At 72.0% G+C, this 26,012-nt stretch carries 27 protein-coding genes; 26 read left to right on the forward strand and 1 reads right to left on the reverse strand.

Going from position 1 to position 26,012, the window contains the following annotated elements; all coding sequences use genetic code 11:
- Positions 1-34: 34 nt before the first annotated feature.
- The 26 genes from ACIG87_RS26325 (at position 35) to ACIG87_RS26450 (ending at position 24,517) form a co-directional block, all read left to right on the forward strand.
- Positions 35-970, forward strand: coding sequence for a PrgI family protein (locus ACIG87_RS26325; protein WP_396854165.1), 936 nt, complete (start codon positions 35-37; stop codon positions 968-970).
- A complete protein-coding gene (locus tag ACIG87_RS26330; protein ID WP_396854056.1) occupies positions 967-2,754 on the forward strand; it encodes a VirB4 family type IV secretion system protein in 1,788 nt (595 codons plus the stop codon). Before ACIG87_RS26325 ends, ACIG87_RS26330 begins: the two co-directional genes overlap by 4 nt.
- A 17-nt stretch (positions 2,755-2,771) precedes the next feature.
- Complete coding sequence (locus tag ACIG87_RS26335) at positions 2,772-5,270, forward strand: type IV secretion system DNA-binding domain-containing protein (protein ID WP_396854058.1); 2,499 nt, start codon at positions 2,772-2,774, stop codon at positions 5,268-5,270.
- Between the two features lie 208 nt (positions 5,271-5,478).
- Positions 5,479-6,354, forward strand: coding sequence for a replication-relaxation family protein (locus ACIG87_RS26340; RefSeq protein ID WP_396854060.1), 876 nt, complete (start codon positions 5,479-5,481; stop codon positions 6,352-6,354).
- 464 nt (positions 6,355-6,818) lie between these two features.
- On the forward strand, positions 6,819-7,532 hold the full coding sequence (locus ACIG87_RS26345) for a hypothetical protein (protein WP_396854061.1): 714 nt from the start codon (positions 6,819-6,821) through the stop codon (positions 7,530-7,532).
- Positions 7,533-7,572: 40 nt separating this feature from the next.
- Complete coding sequence (locus ACIG87_RS26350; RefSeq protein ID WP_396854063.1) at positions 7,573-8,004, forward strand: hypothetical protein; 432 nt, start codon at positions 7,573-7,575, stop codon at positions 8,002-8,004.
- Between the two features lie 443 nt (positions 8,005-8,447).
- On the forward strand, positions 8,448-9,539 hold the full coding sequence (locus tag ACIG87_RS26355) for a hypothetical protein (RefSeq protein ID WP_396854064.1): 1,092 nt from the start codon (positions 8,448-8,450) through the stop codon (positions 9,537-9,539).
- Positions 9,536-9,883, forward strand: coding sequence for a hypothetical protein (locus ACIG87_RS26360; RefSeq protein WP_396854065.1), 348 nt, complete (start codon positions 9,536-9,538; stop codon positions 9,881-9,883). The genes ACIG87_RS26355 and ACIG87_RS26360 overlap by 4 nt, the downstream gene beginning before the upstream one ends.
- A 187-nt stretch (positions 9,884-10,070) precedes the next feature.
- Positions 10,071-10,337 (forward strand): hypothetical protein, encoded by a 267-nt coding sequence (locus tag ACIG87_RS26365; protein WP_396854067.1) that lies wholly within the window; start codon positions 10,071-10,073, stop codon positions 10,335-10,337.
- Positions 10,338-10,469: 132 nt separating this feature from the next.
- Positions 10,470-10,811, forward strand: a complete 342-nt coding sequence (locus tag ACIG87_RS26370; protein ID WP_396854068.1) for an Lsr2 family protein — start codon at positions 10,470-10,472, stop codon at positions 10,809-10,811.
- Positions 10,812-10,838: 27 nt separating this feature from the next.
- Positions 10,839-11,237 carry a hypothetical protein gene (locus ACIG87_RS26375; protein ID WP_396854069.1) on the forward strand — a complete coding sequence of 133 codons (399 nt, stop codon included), beginning with the start codon at positions 10,839-10,841 and terminating at the stop codon, positions 11,235-11,237.
- A gap of 48 nt (positions 11,238-11,285) precedes the next feature.
- Positions 11,286-11,678 (forward strand): hypothetical protein, encoded by a 393-nt coding sequence (locus ACIG87_RS26380; protein WP_396854071.1) that lies wholly within the window; start codon positions 11,286-11,288, stop codon positions 11,676-11,678.
- A gap of 156 nt (positions 11,679-11,834) precedes the next feature.
- On the forward strand, positions 11,835-12,716 hold the full coding sequence (locus tag ACIG87_RS26385; protein WP_396854072.1) for a hypothetical protein: 882 nt from the start codon (positions 11,835-11,837) through the stop codon (positions 12,714-12,716).
- An 89-nt stretch (positions 12,717-12,805) separates the two neighbouring features.
- Positions 12,806-13,483: a GGDEF domain-containing protein gene (locus ACIG87_RS26390; protein ID WP_396854074.1), complete on the forward strand. Its 678-nt coding sequence runs from the start codon at positions 12,806-12,808 to the stop codon at positions 13,481-13,483.
- 93 nt (positions 13,484-13,576) lie between these two features.
- Positions 13,577-14,152, forward strand: coding sequence for a hypothetical protein (locus tag ACIG87_RS26395; RefSeq protein ID WP_396854075.1), 576 nt, complete (start codon positions 13,577-13,579; stop codon positions 14,150-14,152).
- A gap of 216 nt (positions 14,153-14,368) precedes the next feature.
- A complete protein-coding gene (locus tag ACIG87_RS26400; RefSeq protein WP_396854076.1) occupies positions 14,369-14,746 on the forward strand; it encodes a hypothetical protein in 378 nt (125 codons plus the stop codon).
- 57 nt (positions 14,747-14,803) lie between these two features.
- The gene (locus ACIG87_RS26405; protein WP_396854078.1) at positions 14,804-15,844 is read left to right on the forward strand and encodes a hypothetical protein; all 1,041 of its coding nucleotides are present in this window, start codon (positions 14,804-14,806) and stop codon (positions 15,842-15,844) included.
- Positions 15,845-16,233: 389 nt separating this feature from the next.
- Entirely contained in the window at positions 16,234-17,322 is a 1,089-nt protein-coding gene (locus ACIG87_RS26410; RefSeq protein WP_396854080.1) for a M23 family metallopeptidase, read from the forward strand.
- Between the two features lie 60 nt (positions 17,323-17,382).
- Entirely contained in the window at positions 17,383-18,477 is a 1,095-nt protein-coding gene (locus ACIG87_RS26415; RefSeq protein ID WP_396854082.1) for a hypothetical protein, read from the forward strand.
- Positions 18,478-18,645: 168 nt separating this feature from the next.
- Positions 18,646-19,524, forward strand: coding sequence for a hypothetical protein (locus ACIG87_RS26420; RefSeq protein WP_396854084.1), 879 nt, complete (start codon positions 18,646-18,648; stop codon positions 19,522-19,524).
- Between the two features lie 91 nt (positions 19,525-19,615).
- Positions 19,616-19,753 carry a hypothetical protein gene (locus tag ACIG87_RS26425; protein WP_396854086.1) on the forward strand — a complete coding sequence of 46 codons (138 nt, stop codon included), beginning with the start codon at positions 19,616-19,618 and terminating at the stop codon, positions 19,751-19,753.
- Entirely contained in the window at positions 19,750-20,160 is a 411-nt protein-coding gene (locus tag ACIG87_RS26430; protein ID WP_396854088.1) for a hypothetical protein, read from the forward strand. The genes ACIG87_RS26425 and ACIG87_RS26430 overlap by 4 nt, the downstream gene beginning before the upstream one ends.
- 384 nt (positions 20,161-20,544) lie before the next feature.
- Positions 20,545-21,645 (forward strand): AAA family ATPase, encoded by a 1,101-nt coding sequence (locus ACIG87_RS26435; protein ID WP_396854089.1) that lies wholly within the window; start codon positions 20,545-20,547, stop codon positions 21,643-21,645.
- Between the two features lie 13 nt (positions 21,646-21,658).
- The gene (locus ACIG87_RS26440; protein WP_396854090.1) at positions 21,659-23,290 is read left to right on the forward strand and encodes a VWA domain-containing protein; all 1,632 of its coding nucleotides are present in this window, start codon (positions 21,659-21,661) and stop codon (positions 23,288-23,290) included.
- 103 nt (positions 23,291-23,393) lie between these two features.
- Positions 23,394-23,567 (forward strand): hypothetical protein, encoded by a 174-nt coding sequence (locus ACIG87_RS26445; protein WP_396854092.1) that lies wholly within the window; start codon positions 23,394-23,396, stop codon positions 23,565-23,567.
- Complete coding sequence (locus ACIG87_RS26450; RefSeq protein ID WP_396854093.1) at positions 23,564-24,517, forward strand: HAD domain-containing protein; 954 nt, start codon at positions 23,564-23,566, stop codon at positions 24,515-24,517. Before ACIG87_RS26445 ends, ACIG87_RS26450 begins: the two co-directional genes overlap by 4 nt.
- A 104-nt stretch (positions 24,518-24,621) precedes the next feature.
- On the opposite strand, the gene ACIG87_RS26455 is transcribed toward ACIG87_RS26450, so the two are convergent.
- Positions 24,622-25,443, reverse strand: a complete 822-nt coding sequence (locus tag ACIG87_RS26455; protein WP_396854095.1) for an SAM-dependent methyltransferase — start codon at positions 25,441-25,443, stop codon at positions 24,622-24,624.
- Positions 25,444-26,012 lie beyond the last annotated feature (569 nt).

Genomic DNA, 26,012 nt, shown 5'->3' on the forward strand with positions numbered 1-26,012 from the left:
ATCCGAACCCGACAGTGACCTGGCCAGGGCACGGATGCCCGCCGACGTCGACGCCCCCGACAAGGTCGCCTACGGCCTGACGTTCCACCAACTGGCGATCGTCGCCACCGGCACCCTGCTCTTCTACGCCGCGTGGCGCACGCTGCACGATGTCGTGCCGGCACCGGTCCTCATCGGCGCGGGTGTGGTGCTCGGCGGGCTGGTCATCGGCTTGGCGCTCGGCCGCCGCGACGGCCTGTCCATGGACGTGTGGCTACTGCACGCGATCCGCCACACCCGCACCCCCCGCTCGCTGTCCAACGCCAGCGTCACGGCGGATACCGGGGCGCCGGACTGGGTCGACACGCCCACGAGCGGGCGGGTGCCGCTGCCGGCGCCGTTGCGGCTGCCCGCCGACGCCATCGACGACGACGGGCAGATCAGCCTCGGCACAAATGAGGCGGCGATCGTCGGCACCACCACGGTGAACCTCGCCCTGCGCACCGCCGCCGAGCAGGCGGCCCTGATCGAGGGCTGGGGCAGGTGGCTCAACAGCCTGTCGACGCCCACGCAGATCGTCGTGTCCGCGCAGCCGGTCGACCTGGCCTCCCACGGCCGGGCACTCGCCGCGGCCGCGGACGCCCAGCCGCACCCGCAGCTGCGGGCGGCGTGCGCCGACCACGCCGCGTTCCTCGCCGACCTCGCCTCCCGGCGGGATCCGCTGCGCCGCCAGGTTCTGATCGTCCACCGCACGGGCGCCGACGAGCGAACCGGCCACGCGGCCCTGCGCCGTGCCGATGACACGGCACGGGCGCTGTCCGGCCTCGGCGTCAGCCCGCGGGTGCTGGACGGACCGGCGGTCACCGCCGCTCTGGCATCCGCCGCCGACCCCTACCGGCCGCCGCGGCCGGGGGGCTTGGCCGCGCCCGACGCCGTCATCACCGCCGCCCCATCCCCTGCCGCCACGAAGAAGAAGAGGAAGACATCATGATCAGGAACAGAGGGGCCACTGGCGACGGGGTGCAGTCGCAGCCGGCCTCGTTGGCGTCGGCGGTCGCGCCGGCCACGGTCGAGGTCACCCCACGGTGGCTGCGCGTCGGCGACGGGTACGCCGCCACCCTCGTGGTGACCGGCTACCCGGCCGAGGTCGGCGGCGCCTGGCTGGAGCCGCTGCTGTCCTGGCCGGGCCGCCTGGACCTCGCCCTGCACATCGAGCCGCTGCCGGCGCCGATCGCCGCCGCCCGGCTGCGCACCCAGCGGGCCCGCCTGGAGTCGTCGAGGCGGGCCGACTCCGAACGGGGCAAGCTGGCCGACCCGTACGTCGACGCCGCCGCCGAGGACGCCGGTGACCTGGCCGAACGACTCGCCCGCGGTGCGGCGAAGCTGTTCCGGGTCGGCATCTACCTAACCGTGCACGCACGCTCCGAGGCCGAACTGGCGCAGGCATGCGCGCAGGTCCGGGCCGCCGCCGCGTCCACCCTGCTGGACGTGCAGCCGGCGACCTGGCGGCAACTGGCCGGCTGGACCACCACCCTGCCCCTGGCCACCGACGGGCTGCGGATGCTCCGCACCATGGACACGCAGGCCCTCGCCGCCGCGTTCCCGCTGTCGAGCCCGGACCTACCCGCGCCGCTGCCCGGCGACCCGCCGACGACCGGCGGTGTCCTCTACGGGGTCAACCCGGCCAGCGCCGGCATCGTCTGGTGGGACCGATGGGCGCAGGAGAACCACAACTCGATCGTCCTGGCCCGATCGGGGGCGGGGAAGTCGTACTTCGTGAAACTGGAGATCCTGCGCAACCTCTACCAGGGTGTACAGGTCGCCGTGGTGGACCCCGAGGACGAGTACCTGCGCCTGACCGACGCCGTCGGCGGCAGCGTCGTCCGGTTGGGCCTACCCGGCGTGAAGATCAACCCCCTCGACCTGCCCGTCGGCGACCGCCGCCCCGACACACTGACCCGCCGCGGGCTGTTCCTCCACACCCTCATCAGCGTCCTGCTCGGCCACCAGCCGCCACCGGCCGAACGGGCGGCCCTGGACCGGGCCATCCTCGCCGTCTACCGCGCCGCCGGCATCACTGCGGATCCGGCCACCCACCACCGGCCGGCGCCGCTCCTGCGCGACCTCGCGCAGACGCTGCGCGCCGACGACGACCCGGCCGCCGCGACGTTGGCCGCCCGGCTCGCCCCCTGGGTGCAGGGCAGCTTCGCCGACCTATTCGACGCCCCCACCACCCAGACGCCGACCGGACATTTGGTCGTATGGTCGCTGCGGCACCTACCCGATGAGCTGCGCACCGTCGGCACCCTGCTCGCTCTGGACTCGATCTGGCGCACCGTCGACACACCGCGACAGCCGTCGCAGCGGCGGCTCGTCGTGGTCGACGAAGCGTGGCTGCTGATGCGCGACGGCGAAGGCGCCCGCTTCCTCTTCCGCATGTCGAAGGCGGCACGCAAACGCAACGCCGGGCTGACCGTCATCACCCAGGACGCCGCCGACGTGCTCGGCACCGACCTCGGCCAGGCCGTCGTGTCCAACGCCGCCACCCAGGTGCTGCTACGGCAGGCCCCGCAGGCCATCGACGCGGTCGGAGAGGCGTTCGGGCTCACCGGCGGCGAACGGCGTCTGCTGTTGTCAGCCCGCCGGGGCCAGGGCTTGTTGATCTCCGGGGTGAACAGGACAAGTTTCGAGTCGATCTCCTCGGACGCGGAACACGCGCTGTGCACCACGAACCCGGTCGAGCTGGCCGAGGGCGACGAGGAGGACGACGTGTGACACCACCTCTGGACGCCGTGAGATCCGTGCTCCTGTCGCCGCCACCGGTGCCCAGCCCCACGTTCGGGCCGGGTGCCGATCTCGTTCCGCCTCCTACCGGAGGCGGCGCCGTCCTGGTCGACGCCGCCGTGTGGGCCATACAGCGGCCCTGGTTGGCGGCTGTCGCCGCCGGGCTGCTGGTCGTCTGGGTCGGTGCCCGGAACCTGGTCGAGATCCGGCGGCACCGCCACCACGCCCACGGCGCCAGGCTCGTGACGATCGCACCGCCGCCCGAGGTCGACCCGCGCAGCGCGGGCGCGTTGTGGGCGAACCTCGCCGGCGTCCTCACCCCGTCGCGGCGGCGGCGTCTGCTCTACGGCACCTCGCACGTCGTGTGGCAGTACACGTGGTCGGGCCGGCAGTTGCTGATCTCGATCTGGGTGCCCGGCACCGTGCCGCCAGGGGCGGTCGAGGCGGCGGTGCGGGCGGCGTGGCCCAGCTCGGCCACCACCACCGACACCAACCCACCCCCGCCGATCCCCCTGCACGCGTACCCCGCCACCGGTGGGCATCTGCTGCCGGTGTTCGCGGAGTGGCTGCCGTTTGCCGTCGATCACGACGCCGACCCGCTGCGCGCGCTGATGTCAGCCGGCGCGCAACTCAAGCCCGGCGAGTACGCGTGCGTGCAGATCCTCGCCCGCCCGGCCACCCCCCAGCGGGCGGCACGAGCCCGCCGCGCCGCCGGACGGCTACGCGCCGGCAAGACCGCCGTACCGGCGATCAACCCGGCCGCGCCGCTGCTGTGGCTGATCGACGCGTTCCTACCCGGCACCGGCGGGGGCGGCCGGACCACCACGCCCGCCGCCCGTCGGGATCCCACCGTGGAACGGGATGTGCGGGCCATCCTGGACAAGACGGCGCACCCGTTGTGGCAGACCGGTATCCGGTACGCGGTCGCCACCACCAATCAGCGGCCCGGCGCCGACCCGGCCGGCAGGTTGCGGGGCATCGCCGACACCCTCGCCTCCGCGTTCGCCATCCACACCGGCCGCAACCGGCTCACCCACCGGGCCCGGATGCCCGCACCGGTGGCCGTCCTCGCCGCCCGCCGCCTCGGCCCCGGATTCCTCACCTCCGCCCCCGAACTCGCCGCCCTCGCGGCGCTGCCGCAGGACCTCGCCGTGCCCGGCCTGGACCGGGCGCGGGCGGCGTCCATGCCGGCACCGGTCGCCGTTCCCGGCGGCGGGCGTGGCGTGAAGATGCTCGGCGACGCGGAGATCGGTGGCCACGGTGTCGGGCTGTCGGTGGCGGATGCGAGGTATCACATGCATGTGATCGGCTCGACGGGCTCCGGTAAGACCACCCTGCTGGTCAACATGGCCCTCGACGACATCAAGGCCGGCCGGGGCACCGTGGTCATCGACCCGCACGGCGACCTGGTCCTGGACATCCTCGACCGGCTCCCGGCCACTGTCGCCGACCGCGTCGTGCTCTTCGACCCCGACCAGGACAACCCGCCGACGCTGAACCCCCTTGAGGGCGACGACCCTGACCTGGTCGTCGACAACCTCGTGTCGATCTTCGGGACCATCTTCCAGAAGGCGTGGGGGCCGCGGATGGACGACGTCATGCGGGTGGCCTGCCTGACTCTGCTGCGCCACAACAACGTCACCCTGCAGCACATCCCTCCGCTGCTCAACAGCCCCCAGTTCCGGTCGGCGATGACGGTGGACCTGGACGACCCGGCCGGGTTGAGCGGCTTCTGGCAGTGGTACGACGGCCTCAACGACAGCCTCCGATCGCAGGTCATCGGACCGGTTCTGGCCCGGCTGCGATCGTTCCTGCTGCGCGACTTCGTCAAACGCACCATGCGGTATCCGAAGTCGAGCTTCGACATGGGCAAGGTCCTCGACGGTGGGGTGCTGCTCGTCCGGATCCCCAAGGGTGTGCTCGGCGAGGACACCAGCCGGCTCCTCGGCTCCCTGATCCTCGCCCAGGTGTGGCAGGCCGCCACCGCCCGCGCCGCCACAGCATCCGAACGCCGCCGCGACGCGACCCTGATCATCGACGAGGCGCAGAACTTCCTCACCCTGGCCAACTCCCTCGACACGATGCTCGCCGAAGCCCGCAAGTACCGGCTGTCACTCGTGCTCGCCCACCAGGATCTGGCCCAGTTCCCCCGGGATCTGCTCGCCGCCGCGTCCGCCAATGCCCGCAACAAGGTGTACTTCACGGTGGCGCCGGAGGACGCGAAGGTGCTGTCCCGACACACCCTGCCCGAGCTCGGCGAGCACGACCTCGCTCACCTCGACGCGTACACCGCCGCCGCGCGGCTGGTCGTCGACGGCCGGCAGACCCCGGCGTTCACGATGAAGACCCGGCCGCCGAAGCCGGTCGTCGGAGAGGCGACCGCTATTCGCCAGGCCGCCGCCGCGGCGGTACCGGCGCAGGACACCAGCGCTGTCGACGACCTGGTCGAGCGGCTCAGCCGCAAACCCGACGATCGGCGGAACCGTCCGAAGAGCGACCGCACCTGACCACTCTGGGGCAGCGGTGGCGTCGACCGGGTCGCGAACCGGCTCGTCACCGGGATCGCCACCGGTGACCGCCCGGCACCTGCCTCACACCCCTGAGCTGGGCTGTCAGTGCGGCACACACCCCCTGACAGACCCTCCGCGCTGCCCTCTCCCGTTCCAGACACCCCTCCCGATCGGGAGGGAACCCCTTTTCCCCAGGAGAAACACCGTGTATTCCCGTGTTCCGTCCCTCTCCAGCAAACCCGACCCACTGGCGGTCTTCGGTCGTATCGTCCCCCGCGACCACGCCCTGCTGGCCCTGCTCGCCGAGCACTACCTGCTGTCCACCGACCAGATCACCAGCGCGTTCTTCGACAACCGCCGCACCGCGCAGCGGCGGCTCACGATCCTGCACCGCCTCGACGTGCTGCACCGCTTCGGCCGCAGCGGCGCCCACGGCCGCTACGGGTCGCTGCTCTACACCCTCGGGCCCGTCGGCCTGCAACTCCACCCCACCAGCTATCACGACCCGAACAACCCCGGCGGCAAGGCACCGCGCAGCTCCCTGGAACGCGCCAAGCGCATCGCCGGCAGCGGCCAGGTCAACCATCTGCTCGGGGTCAACCAGTTCTTCACCGACCTGATCGCCACCGCCCGCCGCTCCGACACCGTCCGGCTGTCGCGGTGGTGGTCCGAGCAGCACGCCACCACCGTCTACGCCCAGGCCGGTATCCGCCCCGACGGCCACGGCGTGTGGACCGTCGGCGAGACCGCGATCGGGTTCTTCCTGGAGCACGACAACGACACCGAGAACCTCGCCCGGGTCGTGGCCAAGCTGCGCGGCTACGAACGCCTCACCACCTTCGGACCCCGCTACCCCGTCCTGTTCTGGGTGCCCAGCCGACGCCGCGAGACCAGCCTCCTGGGCGTGCTCGCCGGCCTGCGCACCACCAGCCCCATCGCGACCGCCGTGCACGGCCCCGACCCGGCCGGCCGGGTGTGGACCCTCGTCTCGGACCCCACCCACCGCCGGTACCTGCACGAACTGCCCTGCGACCACGGACCCGACACCGTCACCAACCCGCAGCGCTTCGACGACCTGTAGGACTCACACCGCAGGTCAGCGGCGCCGACCGCTCGGCGGTGCAGGTCGACTACTCGCTGCGTCTGTCACCGACCAAGATTTTTGGTGAGAGGCCCGAAGTCTCACAGCGTCGGTGCCGACGACGGCCCAGCGCGGGGCCGGAGCGTCTCACAGTGCAGGTCAACCCCGTTCTTCGGCGGCCGCGTCGCCGCAGCGGCCTGACAGAACAGGCCGCTACTTTTCACGGCACCAACAGCACCCACATATATCTTCACCCCGGTTCGGTCCCACCTCGGAACCACCGCCGCACCCACCGGTGCGCCACGCCCACCCGCCCCAGGGCCGGTCGGCGCCGCGCCGCGCGGCGACCCCAGGTCGCACCGCACCACCCCGCACCACACCTCTCCCCTTCGACCGACCCACGTACCCGGTGGGCCGGTCATCTCCGCGCGCCCTGACGCGCCCACACCCCAGGAGGATCTGCCATGGCCAAGAACCCGGCCCGCAAGGCCACCCCGCCGGCTGCCACGTCGACGCCGACAGTCAGCACCATGATCGTCTGCGTTCCGGACGACCTTCCCCGTGAGTCCCTGACCGCACACCAGCTCGACCGCAACTTCGGTGTGCAAGGCACCCTGTCGCCCCGGTTCTGGGCCAGCGCCATGTTTCTGTGGCAGCGCGGCCAGATGTTCGGACTGCGCAAGGGCCGTCCGGCCTACTGCGCCGGTGGACCGGTACGACTGCTCGACCTGGATGGAATGCGCCACGCCGCCAGCGTGGGAGCGGCCATCCGCCACCAACTGTTCAGCCAGGTCGTGCACGGCACCAGGCCGGCCACCCCGTGGCACGTCTACGAGACCCGCCACCTGGCGGACCCGACCAAGTACCCCTACGACACGGCAGCGGCGGACTTCCACCATCAGCCCCGGGTCAACGCGATCCGGATGCACAACGCCGCCACCTACGGCACTGGGCAGATCGCCCTCCGCGAACTGGAGATGTACCAGGCCGGCTCCATGGCCTACCAGCACCACAGCGCGCTCACCGCGGTCGCGGCCGACGCGCTGATCACCATCGAGGGAGCCAAGCTGGCCCCGGCCAGCGACGCCATGGCCGACCGGGTGACCTACCTCGAACAGGCCCACCGCCTGCTCGCCGGTATCGACCCCGATCAGCGGCTCCTCGCCGTCGCGCTCTGACGTCGGCCGAGACAGGAAGGACACATCCATGGGCCGCGTCATGTTCCTGCTCGACGAGGTCGAGCAACTCGCCGAGGCCTGCCTGCGCGCCCAGCGCCGGAGCACGGCCAACCGCGAGGCACCACCACACCCGGCGCTACCGGCGCTCAGTGTGATGCACGACGAGTTCCACCAGATCTACCTGTCCGGCACCAGCACTTCCGTGGGCTTGAACCACAGCCTGCGGCCCGTCACCTGCAGCCTTCTGGGCTGGCAGGAGACACCGGTGCTAGCCGGCGAGCTCACCGGCAGGCGCTACCGACGGCTGTACCCGGGTCGTCTCGGCGACATCCCGCTACGCGGGCCGGAGAGCGACCTGGTGCACCTCATCCAGTCCGGCGTCGACGCCGGCTGGAGCACCTTCGTCGTCGACTACGTCGACGGCACCGTCATTGCCGGTGTCGGCCGCGGGCGCTTTCGCGCCTCGCACTGACACCCTGCGGAACCGATCGGGCCAGCAGCCGCCATCCCTGTACCCGAAGGATGCGCGCTGCTGCCCGGTCGGCCCCGCCACCACCGCATATCCAGCGGGCTACCGCGATCGCCAAAGGTCCCGGACCAGCGGGTAATTCCTATGGGCGGTGTTCGCCGGGTACCTCGGCCGCAACCCGCCGATCCAGGTTCGGTGCCTCGGACATCAGGCTCCAGTCCTCGTACCTCAGGCGCTTCGCCTGACGTGTGATCCGCCAGCCGCCCCAGGCAGGGGCACCCATTGCGCCACCGGCCGGCGACACGGCCGCCCTTTCCCTCTTCCACGGCCACCACCGGCAGCGACACCCGCGAGCGCCGGTCACCTGCCGCCGGTCACCCCCACCGAAGACGACGGCGACCAGGTCCTGGTCGCCGATATCACCCTGACTGAAAAGACAACACACCATGATCCAACTCCCGATCTGCCCTGTCTGCCACGAGCCGGTGGTAGACCAGCCCGCCGAGAACTGGACCAGCGCCTACCGCAGCGGCGGCACGTGGTGGCACCTCGCGGACAACCGGCCCATCTGCCCAGACGCGGACGGCAACCTCTCCCCGGCGGTCTTCGTCGAGGACCAGCTGCCGATCGACAGCGCAACCAGCGCCTGGATCAACACGATGACCGACCTGTTCGCCCTCAACGGCCCCTCCACCCCCGCCCGACTGGGCAGCGCCATCGCCGCCGCCGAGCACCTGAACCGGTGGCTGCACTTGGCCACCGGGCCCTTCAGCGCGCTGCTGTCCCTGCCCACCGCCGCCGACGTCGCCTCCCTGCTCGGATACCTGCACCGCACCAACCGGCTCCTCGCCCGGGTGCACGCACAGACCGGGTCCTACCTGCTCGACCAGGCCCGGCAGACCCAGTTCACCGGTCTCGACGACAGCGACGAGGCCATCGACGCCGCCGCCGACATCCACGTGTGGCTGCACGACGCCGCCGATTGGTCCGCCCAGTCAGCGCAGGCGACCGGCGTGGCCTGGTCCCGCATCCGTACGCTCGCCACCCTGACCGCAGCAACATCCGGAACGCGAACTGACGAGCAGCGACCCGGCGGGAACAGCGCGAGCCCGGCCGTAGCGCAGGTGCCGCAGGAACTGTCTCCCGAGAATCTGGGTGAACTCGTCGGATCTGCCTTTGGCGACGAGGCCGGCTTCAACCCGGAGCTGACCCGCACCGCCGCGCGGATCCTCGGAACCGCCGCCAGCTACCTGGCGAGTTGCCTCGGCCCGGCCCGGTCCGCCGCTATCCCCAGCCCGCACGACCTCGCCGATCTCGCCACCTCCCTGACCTACCTCACCCACACCCTCATGGGCGGGCTGCGGCACCTCGCCGACAGCCCACGCGGCAGCGAGAGCGACGGCCTCGACGACGCTGACGCCGCCGTGATCCGGGCATCACTCACCGACGCCGTCGTTGCCCTGCGCTTCGCCGCGGGTCACCTCGCCGCCGTCTCCCACACCGCCGCTGGCCCCGAACAGCAAGCGGAGCAGCGGTGACCGGCGGCAGCACACCCGCCGACGATGCCGGCACGACCCCTCACGGCTTGACGGTGGTGGACCGGAGCTTCGGCGAACGCGGGGGAGGCTACGACCTCACCGAGATCCGCCGCACCGGCAGCGGTCACCGACTGCGGGTCCGGATCCACCGCGACCCCTACCCGCGTCAGAGCCACGCCCTCGTCGAGGTACTCACCCCTGCCATGACCTGGACCGTGCTCGCGGACGAATCCCCCTCGGCCTGGCATTCCGCCACGCCGTACCGCAGCACCAGCCCGACACCGCTGGAGAACCTCGCCGAGCGGCTCTTCCAGCGGGCCGTCGCCATCCTTGACCCCGAGTAGGTCAACCCCGCAACAGGCGGCACCAGCTTCAGGAGCGGTGCTCCCGCGATGACCAGGGCGCGACGCGCGGACCTTGGTCCGTTCCCGACATCCCACAGCACGCCAGCTCCGGCCGATGCCCGGCCGAACACGCGCCCGGGCACGGCCATGTGGCCGTGCCCGGGCGCCTTGTCTGAAAGGCCCCGCCGTGGTTTTCATCTCACCCAACGCCGAACAACTCGTCGAGCGGCTGAACGACATCATCCGCCGCCACCGCGACGAACCCGCACTGGACCAACCCGTGCTGATCGACCTCGGCGAACCTGTCCCCATCTCCTACGTCGAACTGGCGGACCTCACCGAGCAGTGCCGCCAGAGCGACTGCCACTGCGCCTACGGCCCGCAGAAACCACCCGCCGGCGCGCCCACGCAGGGCGTCCACCTCGCGGTCGTCATCGGCGGCCACTGGGACTGAACCGCCACGAACGCGGGCAACGCGACCCCGCTTCCGGCACCACCTCACCCTTGCCTACCCCCACCTCACCGTCGCCCCGGCGCCATGCCCGGCGTCTGGGCCTTCGCCGTACCCGATGAAAGGAAACCCCTGATGGCAACCACGATGACCGTCGTCGTCACCGACGACATGGACCACAGCACGGACAACGTCGGCACCTACCGCTTCGCCCTCGACGGCGTCGTCTACGAGATCGACCTCGCCCCGCACAACCTGGCGCGGCTACGCGAGGCGCTCGCCCCGTACATCGCGGCCGGCCGCCGGCTGCCGAAACGCGCCGCGACCCGCAGCAGCGGCGTCCACGACAGCCGCCGCGCCGCCGCCGAGGTCCGCGACTTCTGGGCCGCCCAAGAGCGGCAGTTGGGGCTGCCACCGCACCGCAGCCACGGACCGATTCCCCACACGGTCCGCGCCGCCTACCGCGCCGCCCACTGACCTTCACCGCCGAGGAGACCGAGAGACATGCGCGCTATCGATGCGCTGCCGCGACCGGCAGGCGAGTTCCACACCATCCCCGCGACCGCGACCATCGGCGAGTCCATAGTCGTCACCTGGTATCGGGAGATCGCGACCGACGTCGCCACCTGCGTCGGCCAGCCCTTCGACCACGCCGAGTACCTGCTGCGCCGGCACCCGGGCACCTTCGCCCCGCACCTGCTGTACGGGTGCTTCTCCATCGCCGGCCACACGGTCGCGGTCTCGGTGCTGTGGGACGACCTGTGGCGCGAACCCGGCTACGCCCTGGCCGTCGACGGCCAGCCGGTGCCCCTGGACACCACGAGCACCGCCCGCCCCGCGGCCGTCATCGCCTACGCCGCCTGGCAGGCCATCCTCACCCCCGCGACCCGGCGGAACCACTGATGGGCCGCCGCTGCTTCGACCCGGCCCGGTGGCCGAGGGCGGTGGCCAATGCCCACTGCTGACTACGAGCCGGCCCGGGGCAGCACGGCCGTGTTCTCCGGCCGGTGGCTGCGCTACGAGCCGGTCCCCGGCTTCCACCGCTACCACGAGGGCTACCGGGCCACCGTGCTCGGCTGGTGGAACGGCGCCTGCGAGTTCACCCTCGACCGCGAAGCCGTGACGGCCCTGGCCCAGACGTTCGCCGCGATGGCCAACTACGTAGGCGGGGACTGGCGCACCGTCGACTTCGACGGCCGCATCCTCACCATCGCCCGGCCGGCATCCCTCGGCGGTGGCGTCCACCTCGCCCATCCCACCGGCGGGCGCTACCGCATCGGCTGGGGCCTGCCCTGGCGGCCCGTCGACCCCCGCCGCTGCGACCGCATCTTCGGCCAGCCGTAACCCCACGGACCACCCGCGCAGGCATGAAGGCCCACCGCAAGCGTCGACGGCGTCCCGAGATCCGGTCACCGCACTTGATCACGGGGCGCCGTCGAAGCGTGCATCAGTGCACGCCACACCACCACGGACCGACCAACGACCAACGAGGAGGACACGATGGACAGCGAACCGGAGCAGACCGGCACGCCCAGCGCGCTCGACCGGATCGCCGCCGCTCTGGCCGAACTCGGCCAGGACACCGCGGCCGCGATCGCCCAGCAGGCCGGGGTGGGCTACTCCACGGCCACCAAACGCCTGCGCCTGCTGGAGGAAGCCGGCCAGGCCGAGGCGTTCCGCGCCGACGACGGGCGCACGCTCTGGCGGCAGCCGGCCAACGCGACAGCCAGCGGCGACAGCGACGACCCGCCGCAGGCCACCACGACCGCCATTGACCCAGAACCTGACAACCTGGACGAGTCCCCCGCACCGGAGCAGGACACTGGCACCACGGTGGCGACAGGGCCGGAAGGCGAGCCCACCGGCGACCTGCCCGACGGTGTGCCATCGCCGACACCGCAAGCCGGCCAGGATCACCCGTCAACGCACGATGCGCCACCTCGGCCGGACGACAGCCGCAGCGAACAGGCCACGACCGAGATCGACGGCGACGCCACCTCGGCTCGAGCCGAGGACGGAGCCGCCGAGACCCATGGCCAGGCGGATTCCGGTCAGGACCCCGACCCGGCGGGTAGCGACGACTCCGTCATGGCCAACGGCCCAGAAGATGCCGCGAACGCGCCGACCGGCGGGAAGCCCCGCCGGTCCAAGGGCACCCTGCGCGGGGCCATCCGCGATGTGTTGGAAGCCCACCCCGGCCAGCCGCTGCGGACCAGTCAGCTCTGCAAGGCCATCGACGCGGCCAACGAGGGCAGCGGCACGGCGAAGGCCAGCGCGGGCGCGGTCGTCAACGCCGTGCACAAGCTCGTCGCCGACGGCGTGGCCGTCCAGGTGGTCGAGAGGCCGGCGGCCTTCCAACTCGCCGCGAAGACCGACGACTGATCCCACACCCGTGGTAGCCCGGGGTGGGCGTCGAACTTGGCGGCTCACGCCCACCCCGGTGCTCCTTCAGATCCAAGGAGCGATGCCGAGTGTCTCACCTGTACTTCTACCTGACGGCGGCCGGCGGTGTCCTCGCCGGCCTCGCCGCCGCAGCGGCCCTGCTCATGCGGCAGCGGCGAATCATCCACCACCAGCGACGGGCCCTGGCCGACCGCGATCGGGACCGGTCCTACTGGCATCACCTGGCCACCCACAGCGACACCAGTGACCTGCCGAACCGGCGAGCCCTGCGAAACCTGCTCGAGGCCATGTTCTCGCTCGGGGAACCGCTCGGGCTCGTCCTGATCGACCTCGACCGGTTCAAACAGGTCAACGACACCCACGGCCACGAGGCCGGCAACGACCTGCTGTACGAGGTCGGCCAGCGTCTGGTCACCATCGGGCCACCGGTGGCCCTGGCTGTCCACCTGTCCGGCGACGAGTTCGCCCTCGTCATCCACGGCGACCACGACGACGTCGAGACCGCCGCCCAGGCCGCTCACCGGCGCGTCTCGGACAGCCCGTACAACATCGAAGGCCAGCAGATCGCGATCACCGCCAGCGTCGGCTACGCCGCCGCCGAGCCGCACATGCTGCCCCGCGACCTCCTCCACGCCGCCGACCAGGCCATGTACCTGGCCAAACACACCCGCGGCAGTGCCCACGCCCACGACCCCGGCCACGACCCGACCCCGGACGGCGGCACCCGCTACCGCGACCTGCGGTAACCCGCCCCGCCGACAAGCCCTCTGCAACCCCCTGGAGCCCCGCAGGCCAACTGGCCTGCGGGGCTCACGCACGTCAAGGAGCCGACCACCGTGATGTCCTTCAACGCCGTCCACACCCTCACCGGGTGCCTCCTGGACGTCGAGGCCAACGCCGACCTCCTCGGCTGGGGCCAACCACCTTTGCTGCTGCTCGTCCAGGACCGGCCCGCCCCGTCAGCAGCCAGCGGCACGCGACGCCAGATGCGCGTCGCCCACCTCCCGCTCAACGACACCCGCCTGGGCCGCTACCGGGCCGGTCTCGCGGACTTCCTGCCGGACCTCGCCGCCGCGCTGCGCGCTGACCGGCCGGTCGGCCGGCCCGCCCTGGCGGCCTGCGTCGACATCGGCCTCATCGCCGACCTGCTCGCCGATCCCACCCCCGGAATCCGACTGCTGGCCTGGGCCGTCCGCTACGAGGACGTGCTCGTCGCCCCCGACGAGATCCACGAGGTCCGCCGGATCGACGCCGTCGACGCCGACCGCCGCGGCTACCAGATCACCAGGCAGCGGGATGAGCCGCGTCCCGTGGTCTGCATCGACGAACCCCTCGGCCACGACGACGCCCCGGCCACCCGCCCCGGGCTGACGCGCCTCGTCGAGGCGGCCAGCCGGCCCACCCCGACCTCGTGAAGCACACCAGAGATCAACGCGACCGGCCTCGGTCCCACGCGAGACGACTTGACCTTCATGCAGAGATGAGCGTCGATCGTACCGGTCATCGTCCGAGCCGTTCATCAGGCACGACACCGCCGACCTCGGTCGGACGCTGTCCCCTGTCCGGAACCTGAAGGAAGGTCGCCCGCCATGTCCGACCGGAGCCGAATCCGTCCGTCCCACCGAGCCCTGTTGCCCAGCGATGTCACCGACCGGCTGCTGTGGCGGCTGGCCGTCGACGTCCTCACCGCCCACCAACCCGGGCCCGACGACCGGTGCGTCAACCTGCAGTGCGCCGACCAGAGGCCCGGCCCGTGCACGGCCGCCAAACAGGCACAACGGGCGATGCGGACCGCCCGAGCCGCCGCGCCCCAGCCGGCGCCCCTGCCGCGGCCGGCGGTCAGCAGCCGCGAACACGCGCCGCAGCGGCGTGCACGCGACGTCGGCGGTTTCGTCGGCTGGTTCACCGCCGGACTCGCCGCGACCGCCACGCACCTGCGGTCGCGGATCCCGCAGCGACTACCGCGCCGAGTTCCCGGCGCCGCGCTCACCGCCGCTTACGCCGCGTAGTTCCCGGCCCTGGGACGCAGACAGCCCACGGCCAAGCCACCCGATCAGGAGAACAGCATGACCCTGCGCACCGAGACCACTCTCCCCGGCTACGCGCGAGCCGCCGTCGCGATGAAGACCCGCATGCACGAGTACTGCGCCAGCACCGCCGGCCACGAGTACCACCGGGCCTTCGTCGAGACCCGCTGGGCGGCGCTCTTCCCGACAGACGGCGATGACGCGGCCGACCCGAACCACAAGCTCGTCGACGTGCTCGACCGGGCGAACAGCATGGTGTGGGCCCACGGTGAGGCGTTCGTGATCGCTCCCGCCATGACCGCCGTCGTCGCCGCGGGAGCCGAAGCCCTCGATCTCACCGGCGACCTGCTCACCGCCGACGCTGCCCCCACCGACGGCGGCGTGCTCTTCCTTCCCGAACCCATCTACCACCGCACCCTGGCCGGCCGGGTCAGCGGCATCGCCGCGATCACCTGGACCACCATCGCCTCCCCCCGTGGGCGGTCCTGGCTGATCTGCGGCTGGGCCCACCGCGACGACCCCGACGACCCCCACGCCACCCGCATCCAGGCCTACGCCCGGCAGGACCCCACCCTGCTGTCACGGCTCGGCCCGTACGTGCTCACCGACGTCAACGTGCTCCCCATCGCGCAACCCGTACCCGCCGTCGACCCACCGGACGTCGAGGAACCCGACCGGGACTGGGAAACCGCACCCGACGGCCGGTACGTCATCACCGACGCCACCGCCCGCACGCACGTGTGCGCGGCGATCGCCTACGCGTTCTGGCGCATCCAAGCCCAGCCCATCGCGGTCGCCGCCCCGGCGCCGTTGGACCGGGCCGCCCGCCGCCGCGCCGCACGCGCATCGATCGTCCACGACACCCGCGTGGTGATGCTGCGGCGCACCTCCGCCGTGGCCGAACCCTGCGACGGACCCGCCAGATGGCACTACCGGGTGAGGTTCGTCGTCCGCGGCCACTGGCGCCGCCTCATCGACCGACACGGGCAGGCGTACCGGATCTGGATCCACGCCCACATCAAGGGACCCGACGGAGCACCGCTGCTGCACGGCGAGAAAGTCGCCGTCCTCGCCCGCTGAACCAGCCCTCCGCGCCTACCCGCACACCAGCGACCGCGCGGCCCCGTCGCGGGCCGCGCGGTCGCTGGTGTGCCCACATCCCGCGCTGCCTAACCGATCAAGGAGACACCACCCGTGGGAACCACCTCGCACGCCGGCACCGCCGACCCCGACCCCGTCCAGCCGACGATCACCCGCCACGTCCACGGCGACGGTCGCCCCTCGGCCCTCATCCCGCGATCACGGGACATCCGGGCCGGCACCCCGCGCCGCGACACCGGCGCCCAGGAACCACCCGCCCCGCCCCGCCCCGCGCTCGGTATCGGCCCACCGGAATCCGCGTCTGCCCGCGCCATCCGGGTGCGACCGCGCCGGACCCGCCACCTCACTGCCGGCTGCCGCAGGCCAGGATGAGACTCCGATCCCTGGTGTCGCTGGCCGTGGCGCTCGCCGCCGTGTTCGTTCTCTGCGCCGGAGGCCTCGGCGGAATCGTCCTCGGCGGCAACGCCGCCGCCGGATGCATCCCTGTAGCCGCGTCCTCCGCCGCCCCGCCGTCGACGTCCCCATCCGTGCCGCCGACGGGGTGGACGGCGATCGGTGTCTGGGACAGCGACCAGGTCGGCAACGCCGCCGCGATCGTCACCACCGGCGCCCGCCTCGCCGTACCGGCCAGAGGGTGGGTGATCGCGGTCGCCACCGCGATGCAGGAGAGCACCCTGCGCAACCTGTCCGGCGGTGACCGGGACTCGGTCGGGCTGTTCCAGCAGCGTCCCAGCCAGGGCTGGGGAACCCCTGCCCAGCTCCAGGATCCCGTCTACGCGGCGGAGAAGTTCTTCGGCAAGCTGGTCACGGTCAGCGGCTGGCAGACGATGCCGCTCACCGCCGCCGCCCAGGCCGTGCAGATCAGCGCCTACCCCGATGCCTACGCCAAGTGGGAGGTCCCGGCCACCGACCTCGTCACCGCGATCGCCGACGCCACCGACCTACCCGCTGGTGGCCTGGCCGGGTGCGGGGCCGTCGGCCCGTGGACCCAGCCCGTGCTCGCCCCGGTCGGATCCGGGTTCCGCACCTCGGGCCGCCCCGGCCACGACGGCGTCGACCTCAGCGCACCACGCGGCACCCTCATCCGCGCGGCGTCCGCCGGCACGGTCCGCACCGTGCGCTGCAACGCGGTCTACGCCAGCACGGGCGCGGAGTGGGGCTGCGACCGCGACGGTGACCCCGACCTGACCAGGGGTTGCGGCTGGTACGTCGACATCGACCACGCCGCCGGCCTGCTCACCCGCTACTGCCACATGGACCAGCCGCCGATGGTGACGGTCGGGCAACAGGTCGCTGTCGGCCAGCCGATCGGCGTCGTCGGCTCCACCGGCCACAGTTCCGGCCCGCACCTGCACTACGAGGTGCACCACCACGGCGACCCGAGCCCGGAGGGCGCGGTCGACCCCGTGCCGTTCATGGCCGCGCAGGGCGCCCCGCTCGGCACGCCGCCCGCCTGAGCGGCCCGTCACCATCCCCGATCCCCGCTCGACCCCGAGCGGCCCGAAGAAGGAGAAGCCGTGCCTGATCAGAACAACCCCGCGCCGGGCTGCCCCAGCGCGCCCGAACTCCATACCGCAGGGGGTGACCACCTTGCCGCCGCCCACATCATGATCGGCGACGTCGGGGTCTTCGCCGGGGAGTGGAGCGCCTACGAACACCACGGCCGGAACCGCCACCGCACCGGTTTCGTCGGCCGCCTCGACGCCCAGCGCGGACGCAACGGCCGCTACGCGGTGTTCTCGTGCGACCGTGACATCGCCGAGGAGATCGTCGCCGAACAGGAACGCCTCCGCGACGAGACCCGGCAGCGACTGCGCGCCGCAGGCCTGCGAGGGCCCGACCTCGACGCCGAGCTGGACCTGGCGTACGCGCCGATGCGTTTCGACGGCGACGACATCGTCCTGGACGAGCGGGGCGTCCACGGCAACGCCGAAGGGCTGTCCCGGATCTGCCCGGACGCCGAGGGCCGCTACGTGATCTGCGGCTGGCGGTGGGAGTGGCAGGCGGTCGATCCGGCTGACTGCGACCGCGTCGCCGGCACCCCTCCCGCGGCGTCGGCGCAGCCGGCCCGGATCCCGCTCGTGCACAGCCGGCTGCACGTGCCCCACCACCGGCTCGCCGTCACCAGCCTCACCGAGAGCACCACCCACGACGGGGTGTTCACCGCCACGCTCTGCCTCGACGGCGCACCGGTCGGCGTGATCGACAACTACCTCGGCGAGGGACAGACCCGGCTTCGGCACCACGACCCGGTCAGGTTCAGCGCAGGCGACCTGCGCGACTTCGTCGCCGGTTGCCGATTCCAGCGCCAGCCGACTGACACGGAGACGGTGCTGGACCGTCTGGTCGCGGAGTACGAGCTGGCCACCCAGATCGCGACGCTGCCGGCGAACGGGATCCTGGCCCGGACGGTCGACGCCGACGGCGACTTCTGCGGCACCATCGTCGCCCTCGAGTCTCTCACCGGCCTCGACCAGTTCGACCAACCCGCCAAGTGGGCCGGCCTCGCCGTCTACCTCATGACCTTCGACACCGGCTCGTGCTGCGCCGGCTGGCAGGTGTGGCTGGGCGACACGTGGCACCCGGTGCCCGCCCTGATCGCGATCACCTAACTGCAGCGGGGGTGCTACGGCGCTGCGTGTCGTAGCGCCGAGGTGATTCCCAAGGCCGCCCCTACCCGGGGCAAAACATCTCCACAGGATTCGACATCGCGCACCGTTGGGGCGGGCCAGTAACCAGGCCCGCCCCACCAGCACATTCCTGAGAGGAAGAAACAACAGATGAGTGACTCCACGCGATCACACACCGGCCCTGCGGACGGCGAGGACACGAACTGGTCCACGCTCGGCCGCCGGTTCCAGGAGATCCAGGCCACGATGATCCACGGCGACGGCGAGGCGGCCCTCGGCGGAGACGACTTCTACGGCGAGGCGCTACGACGCCTGCTCACCCGTGGCGACTCGGGCTGGATCACCCGGGCCGACCACGACCGGTTCATCCAGGCGCACCACGTCTTCAGCGGATCGGCGGTGGAGGCCGCGCGGCGGCAGGCACGCCAGGCGCGCACCCGCTACGCCGTCTCCGCCCGGGGGATCCGCGGCGAGCTGGCCGCCTGGCTGCGCGAGGCGGGATCCAACGAGCGGGTCGTGTCGAGCCGGTACCGGCGCGACGGGGTGCTCCTCGCCGCTGACTGGATCGACCCGGCCACCCCGGCGTGGCCCTACACGCGGCCCGAGCGCAGCCAGGAGTCCACGCCGCCGCCCCCGGCCGTGGACCATCGGTGGCCGCGGGTGCTGGAGGCGCTGCACGCGGCGGGCGAGCAGAACGGTGAGCAGGCCGCCGCCTGGTGGGCGCAGTACACCGTCGGCGGGCGCGACCGGGGCGACGTCACGGCTGCCGCCCGCGCTGTGTTGGCCGGTATCGACGCCGGCGACCCCGCCGTCCTGGACGGGTTGCCCGCCTTCGACCTCGCCGGCTACGACGCCGACCGGTACCGCAGCCAGGCACCCGACGACGCACCCGACTGGGACGACCTGTCCGACGCCGAGCAGGCCGCCGCGATCGACGCCGCCCGCGACGGCTTCACCACCGCCGTGCAGGACGGCGTCGCTGCCTCCTGCGCGGCCCTGCTCGGCGACGGCATCGACACCACCGGGTAGCCCTGTCACCCGCCCGACGCGGCGGGCATCCGACCCCTCGCCCTCGGCCGACCGGCCTGAGGGCCTTTCTGTTCACGAGAGGGAGCAACACGTGAGGAAGCCCTGGTACGACCAGCGCGAGCCCACCGGACCCGCCGAGGAGGCAGCCGACGGCCCCCGGGCCAGCCCGGCGACCAGGCCACCCGAACCGTGGCTCGTCGACGGGGGTGGGGAGGTGGCACGGCGGTGATCGATGACGACTACGTCCCCGGCGAGGGTGACGTCATGCCCGCCCTCTGGTGGCGCCTGCCGGATCACGTCGGCCTCAGGAAGCGGTGGCGCAGCAGCGAGGTTCCCGGCCATCCGCTGATCGCGTTCGCCGACGAGTTCACCTCGACGCTGCGCACCGCCGGCCCCCTCTACATCGACCTGCACCGGTACACGGCCTGGGACACCACCTCGTCGACGGACTCCGTCGAGCGGCAGTTCTTCGAGGCCCTCACCGGCGGGTTCCCCGGCATGTTCAGCGTCGTCGTCGATGCCGGCCGCCCCACGGTGTGGCTGGCGCTGCGCCTGACGCGCCTCACCAACCCGATAGCCACCGCGATCATCGACCACCACGACCGCTACTGGGCCCACCGCCGCACGTCGGCGTAGCGGCCACCAGCCCGCCGTAGGCCGCCCGGCGCCCGGTCTCTGGGCCGGCCTACGGCAGACGCCCGACCTGAACACCCGCTCCACGTAGCCGAGAACGGCTACCTGCGCTCTTCCCGCCCGCTGTGGCCCACCCTGCCGCCGCGCGCCCCGGGAAGGGGCGCGCGGCGGCTTCATCCGCCAAGGAGCAACCCCTATGTCCCCTCTGACCCGTATCTTGATCCGCCTGCCTCTGGCCAGCCCAAGGCCCGCGCCTGCGCTGCGCGGACACGACTTGATCACCTCCGACAGCGCGGGTATCCGTTGCACGCCGACCGCGACCATCGTCGGAGGTGCCCGGTGACCTCGCCCGCTCGACCCGCCACGGCCAAGGCCAAGCCCCGACCCATGTTCGGACCCGTCCTGGCCCTGCTCGCGGCCGAACCGCACCGCGCCTTCTCCATCGGCGACGTGGGCAAGCACCTGCCCGGCCGGTCGTCCGGGGCGATCGGCTCCGCGCTGAACCGCCTCGCCGACCGCGGCTGGGCGACGATGTCCACAGGGTCGCCGCGCCGGTACACGATCACCGCCGAGGGCATCGACGCGTTCACCGCCGGAGCCGGCGCCAGCCGCGCCCCCTCGACCACCGCCCCCACGCCCGCAGCGCCCGCCACCCCGGCGCCTGCCCCGACGGGCCCGGTTCCGCCGCGTCCCGGAGCGGTCCTGCGCCCCAACGGCGTCTGGTACCTGCCCCGCCGCCTTGGCGAGAGCACCGACGTCGAGGTGCTGCGCCGGCTGCGCCGCGACAGCATTCCGGTCCTGCTCTACGGCCCGCCCGGCACCGGAAAGACCAGCCTCATCGAGGCCGCCTACACCGATGCGATCACCGTCGCCGGCCACGGCGACACCACCGTCGAGGACCTCGTCGGCAACTACGTGCCGCTGCCCGACGGCGGCTTCGAGTTCTCCTACGGGCCCCTCGTCACGGCCATGCGTCAGGGACGCGCCCTGTTCATCGACGACGCCACCCTCATCCCACCCCGCGTCCTGGCCGCCCTCTACCCGGCGATGGACGGCCGCGCCACCATCACCATCGCCGCCCACCACAACGAAATCGTCACCGCCACCGACGGGTTCTTCGTCTGCGCCGGCCACAACCCCGGTGTGCACGGGGCCATCCTCACCGAAGCCCTCGCCTCCCGGTTCTCGGTGCACGTCGAGGTCACCACCGACTTCGACCTCGCCCGCTCCCTCGGCGTACCCACCGGTGCCATCGACGCCGCGGTCGCGCTCAATGCCCGGATGCGCAAGCACGAGATCGACTGGGCTCCGCAACTGCGCGAGCTGCTGGCATTCAAGCGCGTCGCCGCCAGCCTCGGACTGCCCGCCGCCGTGGCGAACCTCGCCGCCGTCGCCCCCGAAGCCGACCGCCAAGCGGTCGTCGAGGCCCTCCAACGGGCCTACCGCGGCACCCCCGTCACCCCGCTCACCCTCGGCAAGCAGAAGTGAGGTCGACCCGACCATGACCAGCGTTTCCGCGCACCTGAGCACCTCCAGCCCCGCCATTACGGCACTGGTCCCGGCTGCATCGACCTGGAGTCGGTGGTCGGCGGCCTGGACGAAGCAGGCCGCCCAGATCACCAGCCGAGCCGACGCCACCGTCACCGTCATCCCGGCTGACGGCGGCCCACCCGGCTTCAGCTACCCCGCCACCGCACAGATCCACATCGACGCCGACCTCATCGCCGACCCGAGCATCGCCGACCCCCGCCGCCCCGCCCACCGGTCGAAGGTCCCCGTCGCCTACGGGGTCCTGCTGCACGAATGCGCCCACGTCATCCACTCCACATGGAACCCGCCGCCCGGCGTGCCCCCGGTTGTCCGGGAAGCCGCGCTCCTGCTCGAGGAATCACGCGTCGAAAGCCGCTACCGCGACACCCGACCCCGCGACCGGCGGTGGCTACGCCGCGCCATCACCCACATCATCGACCCCGCCGACACCCCCACCGACACCCTCTGGAGCGCCGCCTACGCCGCCGGACTGCTCCTCGCCCGCGTCGACGCGAAGATCCTCTACCCCGCCGACGTCCGCACACCGAGACGCATGATCACGAAGATCCTCGGCGGCAAGCTACTCAAAGGACTGCGCGGCATCTGGCGGGAAGCCCAGACCGTCGGCGACACCGACACCACGCGGATGATCGACCTCGGCGAACGCTGGTGCCGCCTGCTGGGCATCGACCCCACCACCAGCCCGGACCTACCCGCCGACGACGCGGTCACCAACACGATCGCGGCGGCCATCGCTGCCGCCCTCGACGTCATCCTGCACAACCCGGCCGACACGCCGGAACCCGGACGCGGCGGACCCCGGACCGACGTGCCCGGCATCCGCATCGACACCGACGTGCCGATCACCTGGGCCGAACGCGCCCCCGGCGACGCCGAACGCCACGCCGCCAATCGGCTCACCGCCCTGCTGCGCCGCGCCCGGCACCGCGAGCCCACCCGCACCCGAGAACCCAGCAGCACACCGCCCGGACGGCTGCGCACCCGCGCCGCGGTCACCCTCGCCGCCCAACGCGCCAGCGGCGCCATCCCCACCGCCCAGCCGTGGCAGCGCACCGTACGCCGCCCGGTCCCCGACCCCGAACTGACCGTCGGCATCCTCATCGACGCCTCCGGCTCGATGACCGCGTTCGCGAAACCCATGTCCTCGGCGGCGTGGATCGTCGCCCAAGCCGCCACCCGCGCCGGAGCCACCACCGCGACCCTCGCCTACGGCGACCGCGTCACCGTGCTCATCCCACCCGGGCGCCGACCCACCACCGTCCGTGACATGCGCGCCGACGCCGGCACCGAACGGTTCGTCGAAGCCTGCGCCGAAGCCGACCGCCTCCTGCACCTGTCCACCCCCGGCACCGCGCGGCTGCTCGTCGTCGTCTCAGACGGCCACTACGTCAACCCCGACGAAAGCCAGGCCACCATCACCCGGCTTCATCACACCGGCTGCGCCGTGCTGTGGCTCGCACCCGCCAACAAAAGCTGGCCGGCCCGCACGTACGAGCACACCACCACCATCACCGTCGACGACCCCACCACCTGCGTCAACCTCATCGGCCACGCCGCCATCGACGCCCTGAACAGGGCCTGAACCCGGCGGGGATCGGCTTCCGACGTGTGGTCGGGAGCCGATCCCCGCCGGCCCACCTGGTCCGCCGCAAATTCCCCTCGCACGCCTCGGAACGGAGAGCAGCATGCCTGACAGCACCACGACCCTTCCCGATGTGGATTTCCGCAACCGCGACAACCTCGTCGGCTTCTTCACCGACCGACAGGTCACTGCGATGTGGCACCCTTCACCGTCGAAACCCCACATCCAGCGGGCGGTCCTGCCGACGGACCGAGCCGCCGGAATCGAGGCCCGATGAACTCGACGCGCATCGCAGCCGACCAGGCGCGGCCGGTGGTCGCCATCGACGTCGACGGCGTCCTCAACCCCGACCACCCACCCACCGCCCGCCACCTCGGCTACCAGCGACACCACTACGACGGCCCCGACCCCACCGGCCGGCATATCCGCGGCGAGGTGTGGCTGCACCCCGACCACGGCCTGTGGCTCACCGAACTCGCCCGCCACACCGACCTCGTCTGGTGCACCAGCTGGGGCACCATCGCCGCCACCTGGATCGCACCCCGCCTCGGCCTCCCCACCGACCTGCCCGTCATCGACACCGGGCCGGGCGGCGTGCGCTTCGGCCGCCAACTCAAACTCGCCGCCCTGTACCGCACCATCGGGGACCGGCCCGTAGCCGTGCTCGACGACGAATTCGGCGGCCGGGACCACGTCGAGGCCACCGAACGCACCGCCCGCGGTAGCACCACCCTGCTGGTCCCCGTCAACAGCGTCACCGGCCTGCAACGCGAGCACATCGACCAGATCCTCCGCTGGCTGGATCAGAGGGCCGCCGACGGTGGGCTGCCCTCAACTCCGGGCGACACCGTGCTCGGGCGGACCGCACCTGATGGAGACGACACCCCACCGGACGAGGGCTGCGACCTCAGCGTCGGCGACCCGGTGCTACGCAAGTCCCGACTGCTGTCCCGGCAGTGCCCCACGTGCATCTTCCGCCCCGGCAACCCGATGCACCTGACCGAAGGCCGCCTCCGCGATCTGGTGGCCGAGGCGCGGCAGAACGAGTCGTTCGTCGTATGCCACGACACCCTTCCCTACCATCGGGATGCAGGTGTCAAGCCCGCCATCTGCCGAGGATTCGCCGACCGCTACTCCACCCAGGCCCTCCAGGTGATCGAACGACTCTTCGGATTCATCGAGGTTGACCCACCCGGCGAGAACAGCGACCGGTCCGACGACCGGTGATTCTGACGGTCGCGCCGCGAGCACAGCTTGCTCCGCATGCCCAGATCACCTCGCCCGCTCCGAGTCCGACGGCGGACGTTCGGAGACCCCACTCACGACCAGATTCAGGCCTTACGCGCGACCGCCCCGTACATGGCGATGTCCTTGTCTTCGACACCTGGAGTCTCGGCCCCGTCCGGACGCCACTTGTGGACCTGGACCAGCCCTGGCTCCACCAACTCCAAACCGTCGAAGAACCCGAGCGCCGTGGCACGGTCGCGGAAGACGAGGGTCTCACCGAGCCTGTTGTACTGCCGCTGGACCTCGGCCAGCGGGACCGGGTCGAACTCGTCGGTCGCGATGGACATCGCCAGGTAGCTGCCCGCCGGCAGCACGTCCAGGACCTGCCGTACGACCCGCAGTGCTTCCGCGTCGTCCTCGATGAAGTGCACGATCGCGATCAGCAGTAACCCGACCGGCTGGCTCGGGTCGAGGGTCTGCCGGAACTCCGGCGCGGTGATGATCGTCTGGGGGTCGCGCATGTCCGCCGCCACGTAGGCCGTGCGTCCCTGCACTGTCCCGACCATCAGCGCACGCGCGTGCGCGAGCACCAGCGGATCGTTGTCGGTGTAGACCACCCGTGCGGTCGGGTCAACCGACTGCACGATCTCGTGGAGATTCGGTGATGTCGGCAGCCCGGTGCCGATGTCGAGGAACTGCCGGATCCCGCACTCGGCGGCCAGGAAACGCGCCACCCGGTGCATGAAGGACCGATTGGCCTCCATGTGGACCCGCAACGCGGGCCAGATCCGCAACGAACTCTCGCCAGCCTCGCGGTCGGCGGCGAAGTTGTCCTTGCCGCCCAGGATGTAGTCGTAGATTCGTGCGCCGTGCGCCCGGTCCGTTCGCAGATCGACCCCGCGAGGATCCCCGCCACGACGTTCCACCACTGCCTCCATAGAACAATGCCGCCACTCGTGCAGGCGACCCTACACCGGCCACACGCCGTCACTCGCTCCTCTATAGACCACTGGGCTGTTCGGTGGGCGCGGGCTGCAAGCCGGACGCAACCAGGGTGGCAATCGGTGGCACATGTGGAGCGAAGCTGCGCGAACGTCTGGGCCCGATACCCGGCCTGCCCCGAGAACACGTCCTCCTCACTGACTGACGCCATGGGGCTCGCGGTCCAGATGCCACACGGAGCGTCACTGCTCGTGGTGCCCGGACCTGCCACGATCCGCCTCCCGCTACCGCACCGACGATCGTCGCAGTAGCGGGGCGATCACCGGGTGGCGGCTCAGGCCGTCACGCCTGCGCTCCGGCGATCTCCGGAGACCAGCTCGCGCCATCCGAGTGGGGCCGGCCGCGCGAGACCGTCAGAATCGGCCCGGCGACTGTCCATGACAGCGCCGCCGAGGCCACGCCCAGCTCGACGAGGTAGATCGGCGGCGTCCGGGGTGGGCTGAGCGGGTAGACGCTCAGCCCACCCTCGGGCCTTGAGTATGAAACCGGTCCC

The sequence above is a fragment of the Micromonospora sp. NPDC051925 genome (assembly GCF_044548625.1).
In the GTDB taxonomy this organism is placed as follows: Bacteria; Actinomycetota; Actinomycetes; order Mycobacteriales; family Micromonosporaceae; genus Micromonospora.

What these genes read in the sequence shown, in the direction of transcription:
- ACIG87_RS26410 (WP_396854080.1), top strand. Translation starts at nt 16,234, where the DNA reads ATGAGACTCCGATCCCTGGTGTCGCTGGCCGTGGCGCTCGCCGCCGTG.
- ACIG87_RS26405 (WP_396854078.1), top strand. Translation starts at nt 14,804, where the DNA reads ATGACCCTGCGCACCGAGACCACTCTCCCCGGCTACGCGCGAGCCGCC.
- ACIG87_RS26370 (WP_396854068.1), top strand. Translation starts at nt 10,470, where the DNA reads ATGGCAACCACGATGACCGTCGTCGTCACCGACGACATGGACCACAGC.
- ACIG87_RS26380 (WP_396854071.1), top strand. Translation starts at nt 11,286, where the DNA reads ATGCCCACTGCTGACTACGAGCCGGCCCGGGGCAGCACGGCCGTGTTC.
- ACIG87_RS26420 (WP_396854084.1), top strand. Translation starts at nt 18,646, where the DNA reads ATGAGTGACTCCACGCGATCACACACCGGCCCTGCGGACGGCGAGGAC.
- ACIG87_RS26445 (WP_396854092.1), top strand. Translation starts at nt 23,394, where the DNA reads ATGCCTGACAGCACCACGACCCTTCCCGATGTGGATTTCCGCAACCGC.
- ACIG87_RS26325 (WP_396854165.1), top strand. Translation starts at nt 35, where the DNA reads ATGCCCGCCGACGTCGACGCCCCCGACAAGGTCGCCTACGGCCTGACG.
- ACIG87_RS26355 (WP_396854064.1), top strand. Translation starts at nt 8,448, where the DNA reads ATGATCCAACTCCCGATCTGCCCTGTCTGCCACGAGCCGGTGGTAGAC.
- ACIG87_RS26440 (WP_396854090.1), top strand. Translation starts at nt 21,659, where the DNA reads ATGACCAGCGTTTCCGCGCACCTGAGCACCTCCAGCCCCGCCATTACG.
- ACIG87_RS26435 (WP_396854089.1), top strand. Translation starts at nt 20,545, where the DNA reads ATGTTCGGACCCGTCCTGGCCCTGCTCGCGGCCGAACCGCACCGCGCC.
- ACIG87_RS26330 (WP_396854056.1), top strand. Translation starts at nt 967, where the DNA reads ATGATCAGGAACAGAGGGGCCACTGGCGACGGGGTGCAGTCGCAGCCG.
- ACIG87_RS26375 (WP_396854069.1), top strand. Translation starts at nt 10,839, where the DNA reads ATGCGCGCTATCGATGCGCTGCCGCGACCGGCAGGCGAGTTCCACACC.
- ACIG87_RS26385 (WP_396854072.1), top strand. Translation starts at nt 11,835, where the DNA reads ATGGACAGCGAACCGGAGCAGACCGGCACGCCCAGCGCGCTCGACCGG.
- ACIG87_RS26345 (WP_396854061.1), top strand. Translation starts at nt 6,819, where the DNA reads ATGGCCAAGAACCCGGCCCGCAAGGCCACCCCGCCGGCTGCCACGTCG.
- ACIG87_RS26395 (WP_396854075.1), top strand. Translation starts at nt 13,577, where the DNA reads ATGTCCTTCAACGCCGTCCACACCCTCACCGGGTGCCTCCTGGACGTC.
- ACIG87_RS26450 (WP_396854093.1), top strand. Translation starts at nt 23,564, where the DNA reads ATGAACTCGACGCGCATCGCAGCCGACCAGGCGCGGCCGGTGGTCGCC.
- ACIG87_RS26350 (WP_396854063.1), top strand. Translation starts at nt 7,573, where the DNA reads ATGTTCCTGCTCGACGAGGTCGAGCAACTCGCCGAGGCCTGCCTGCGC.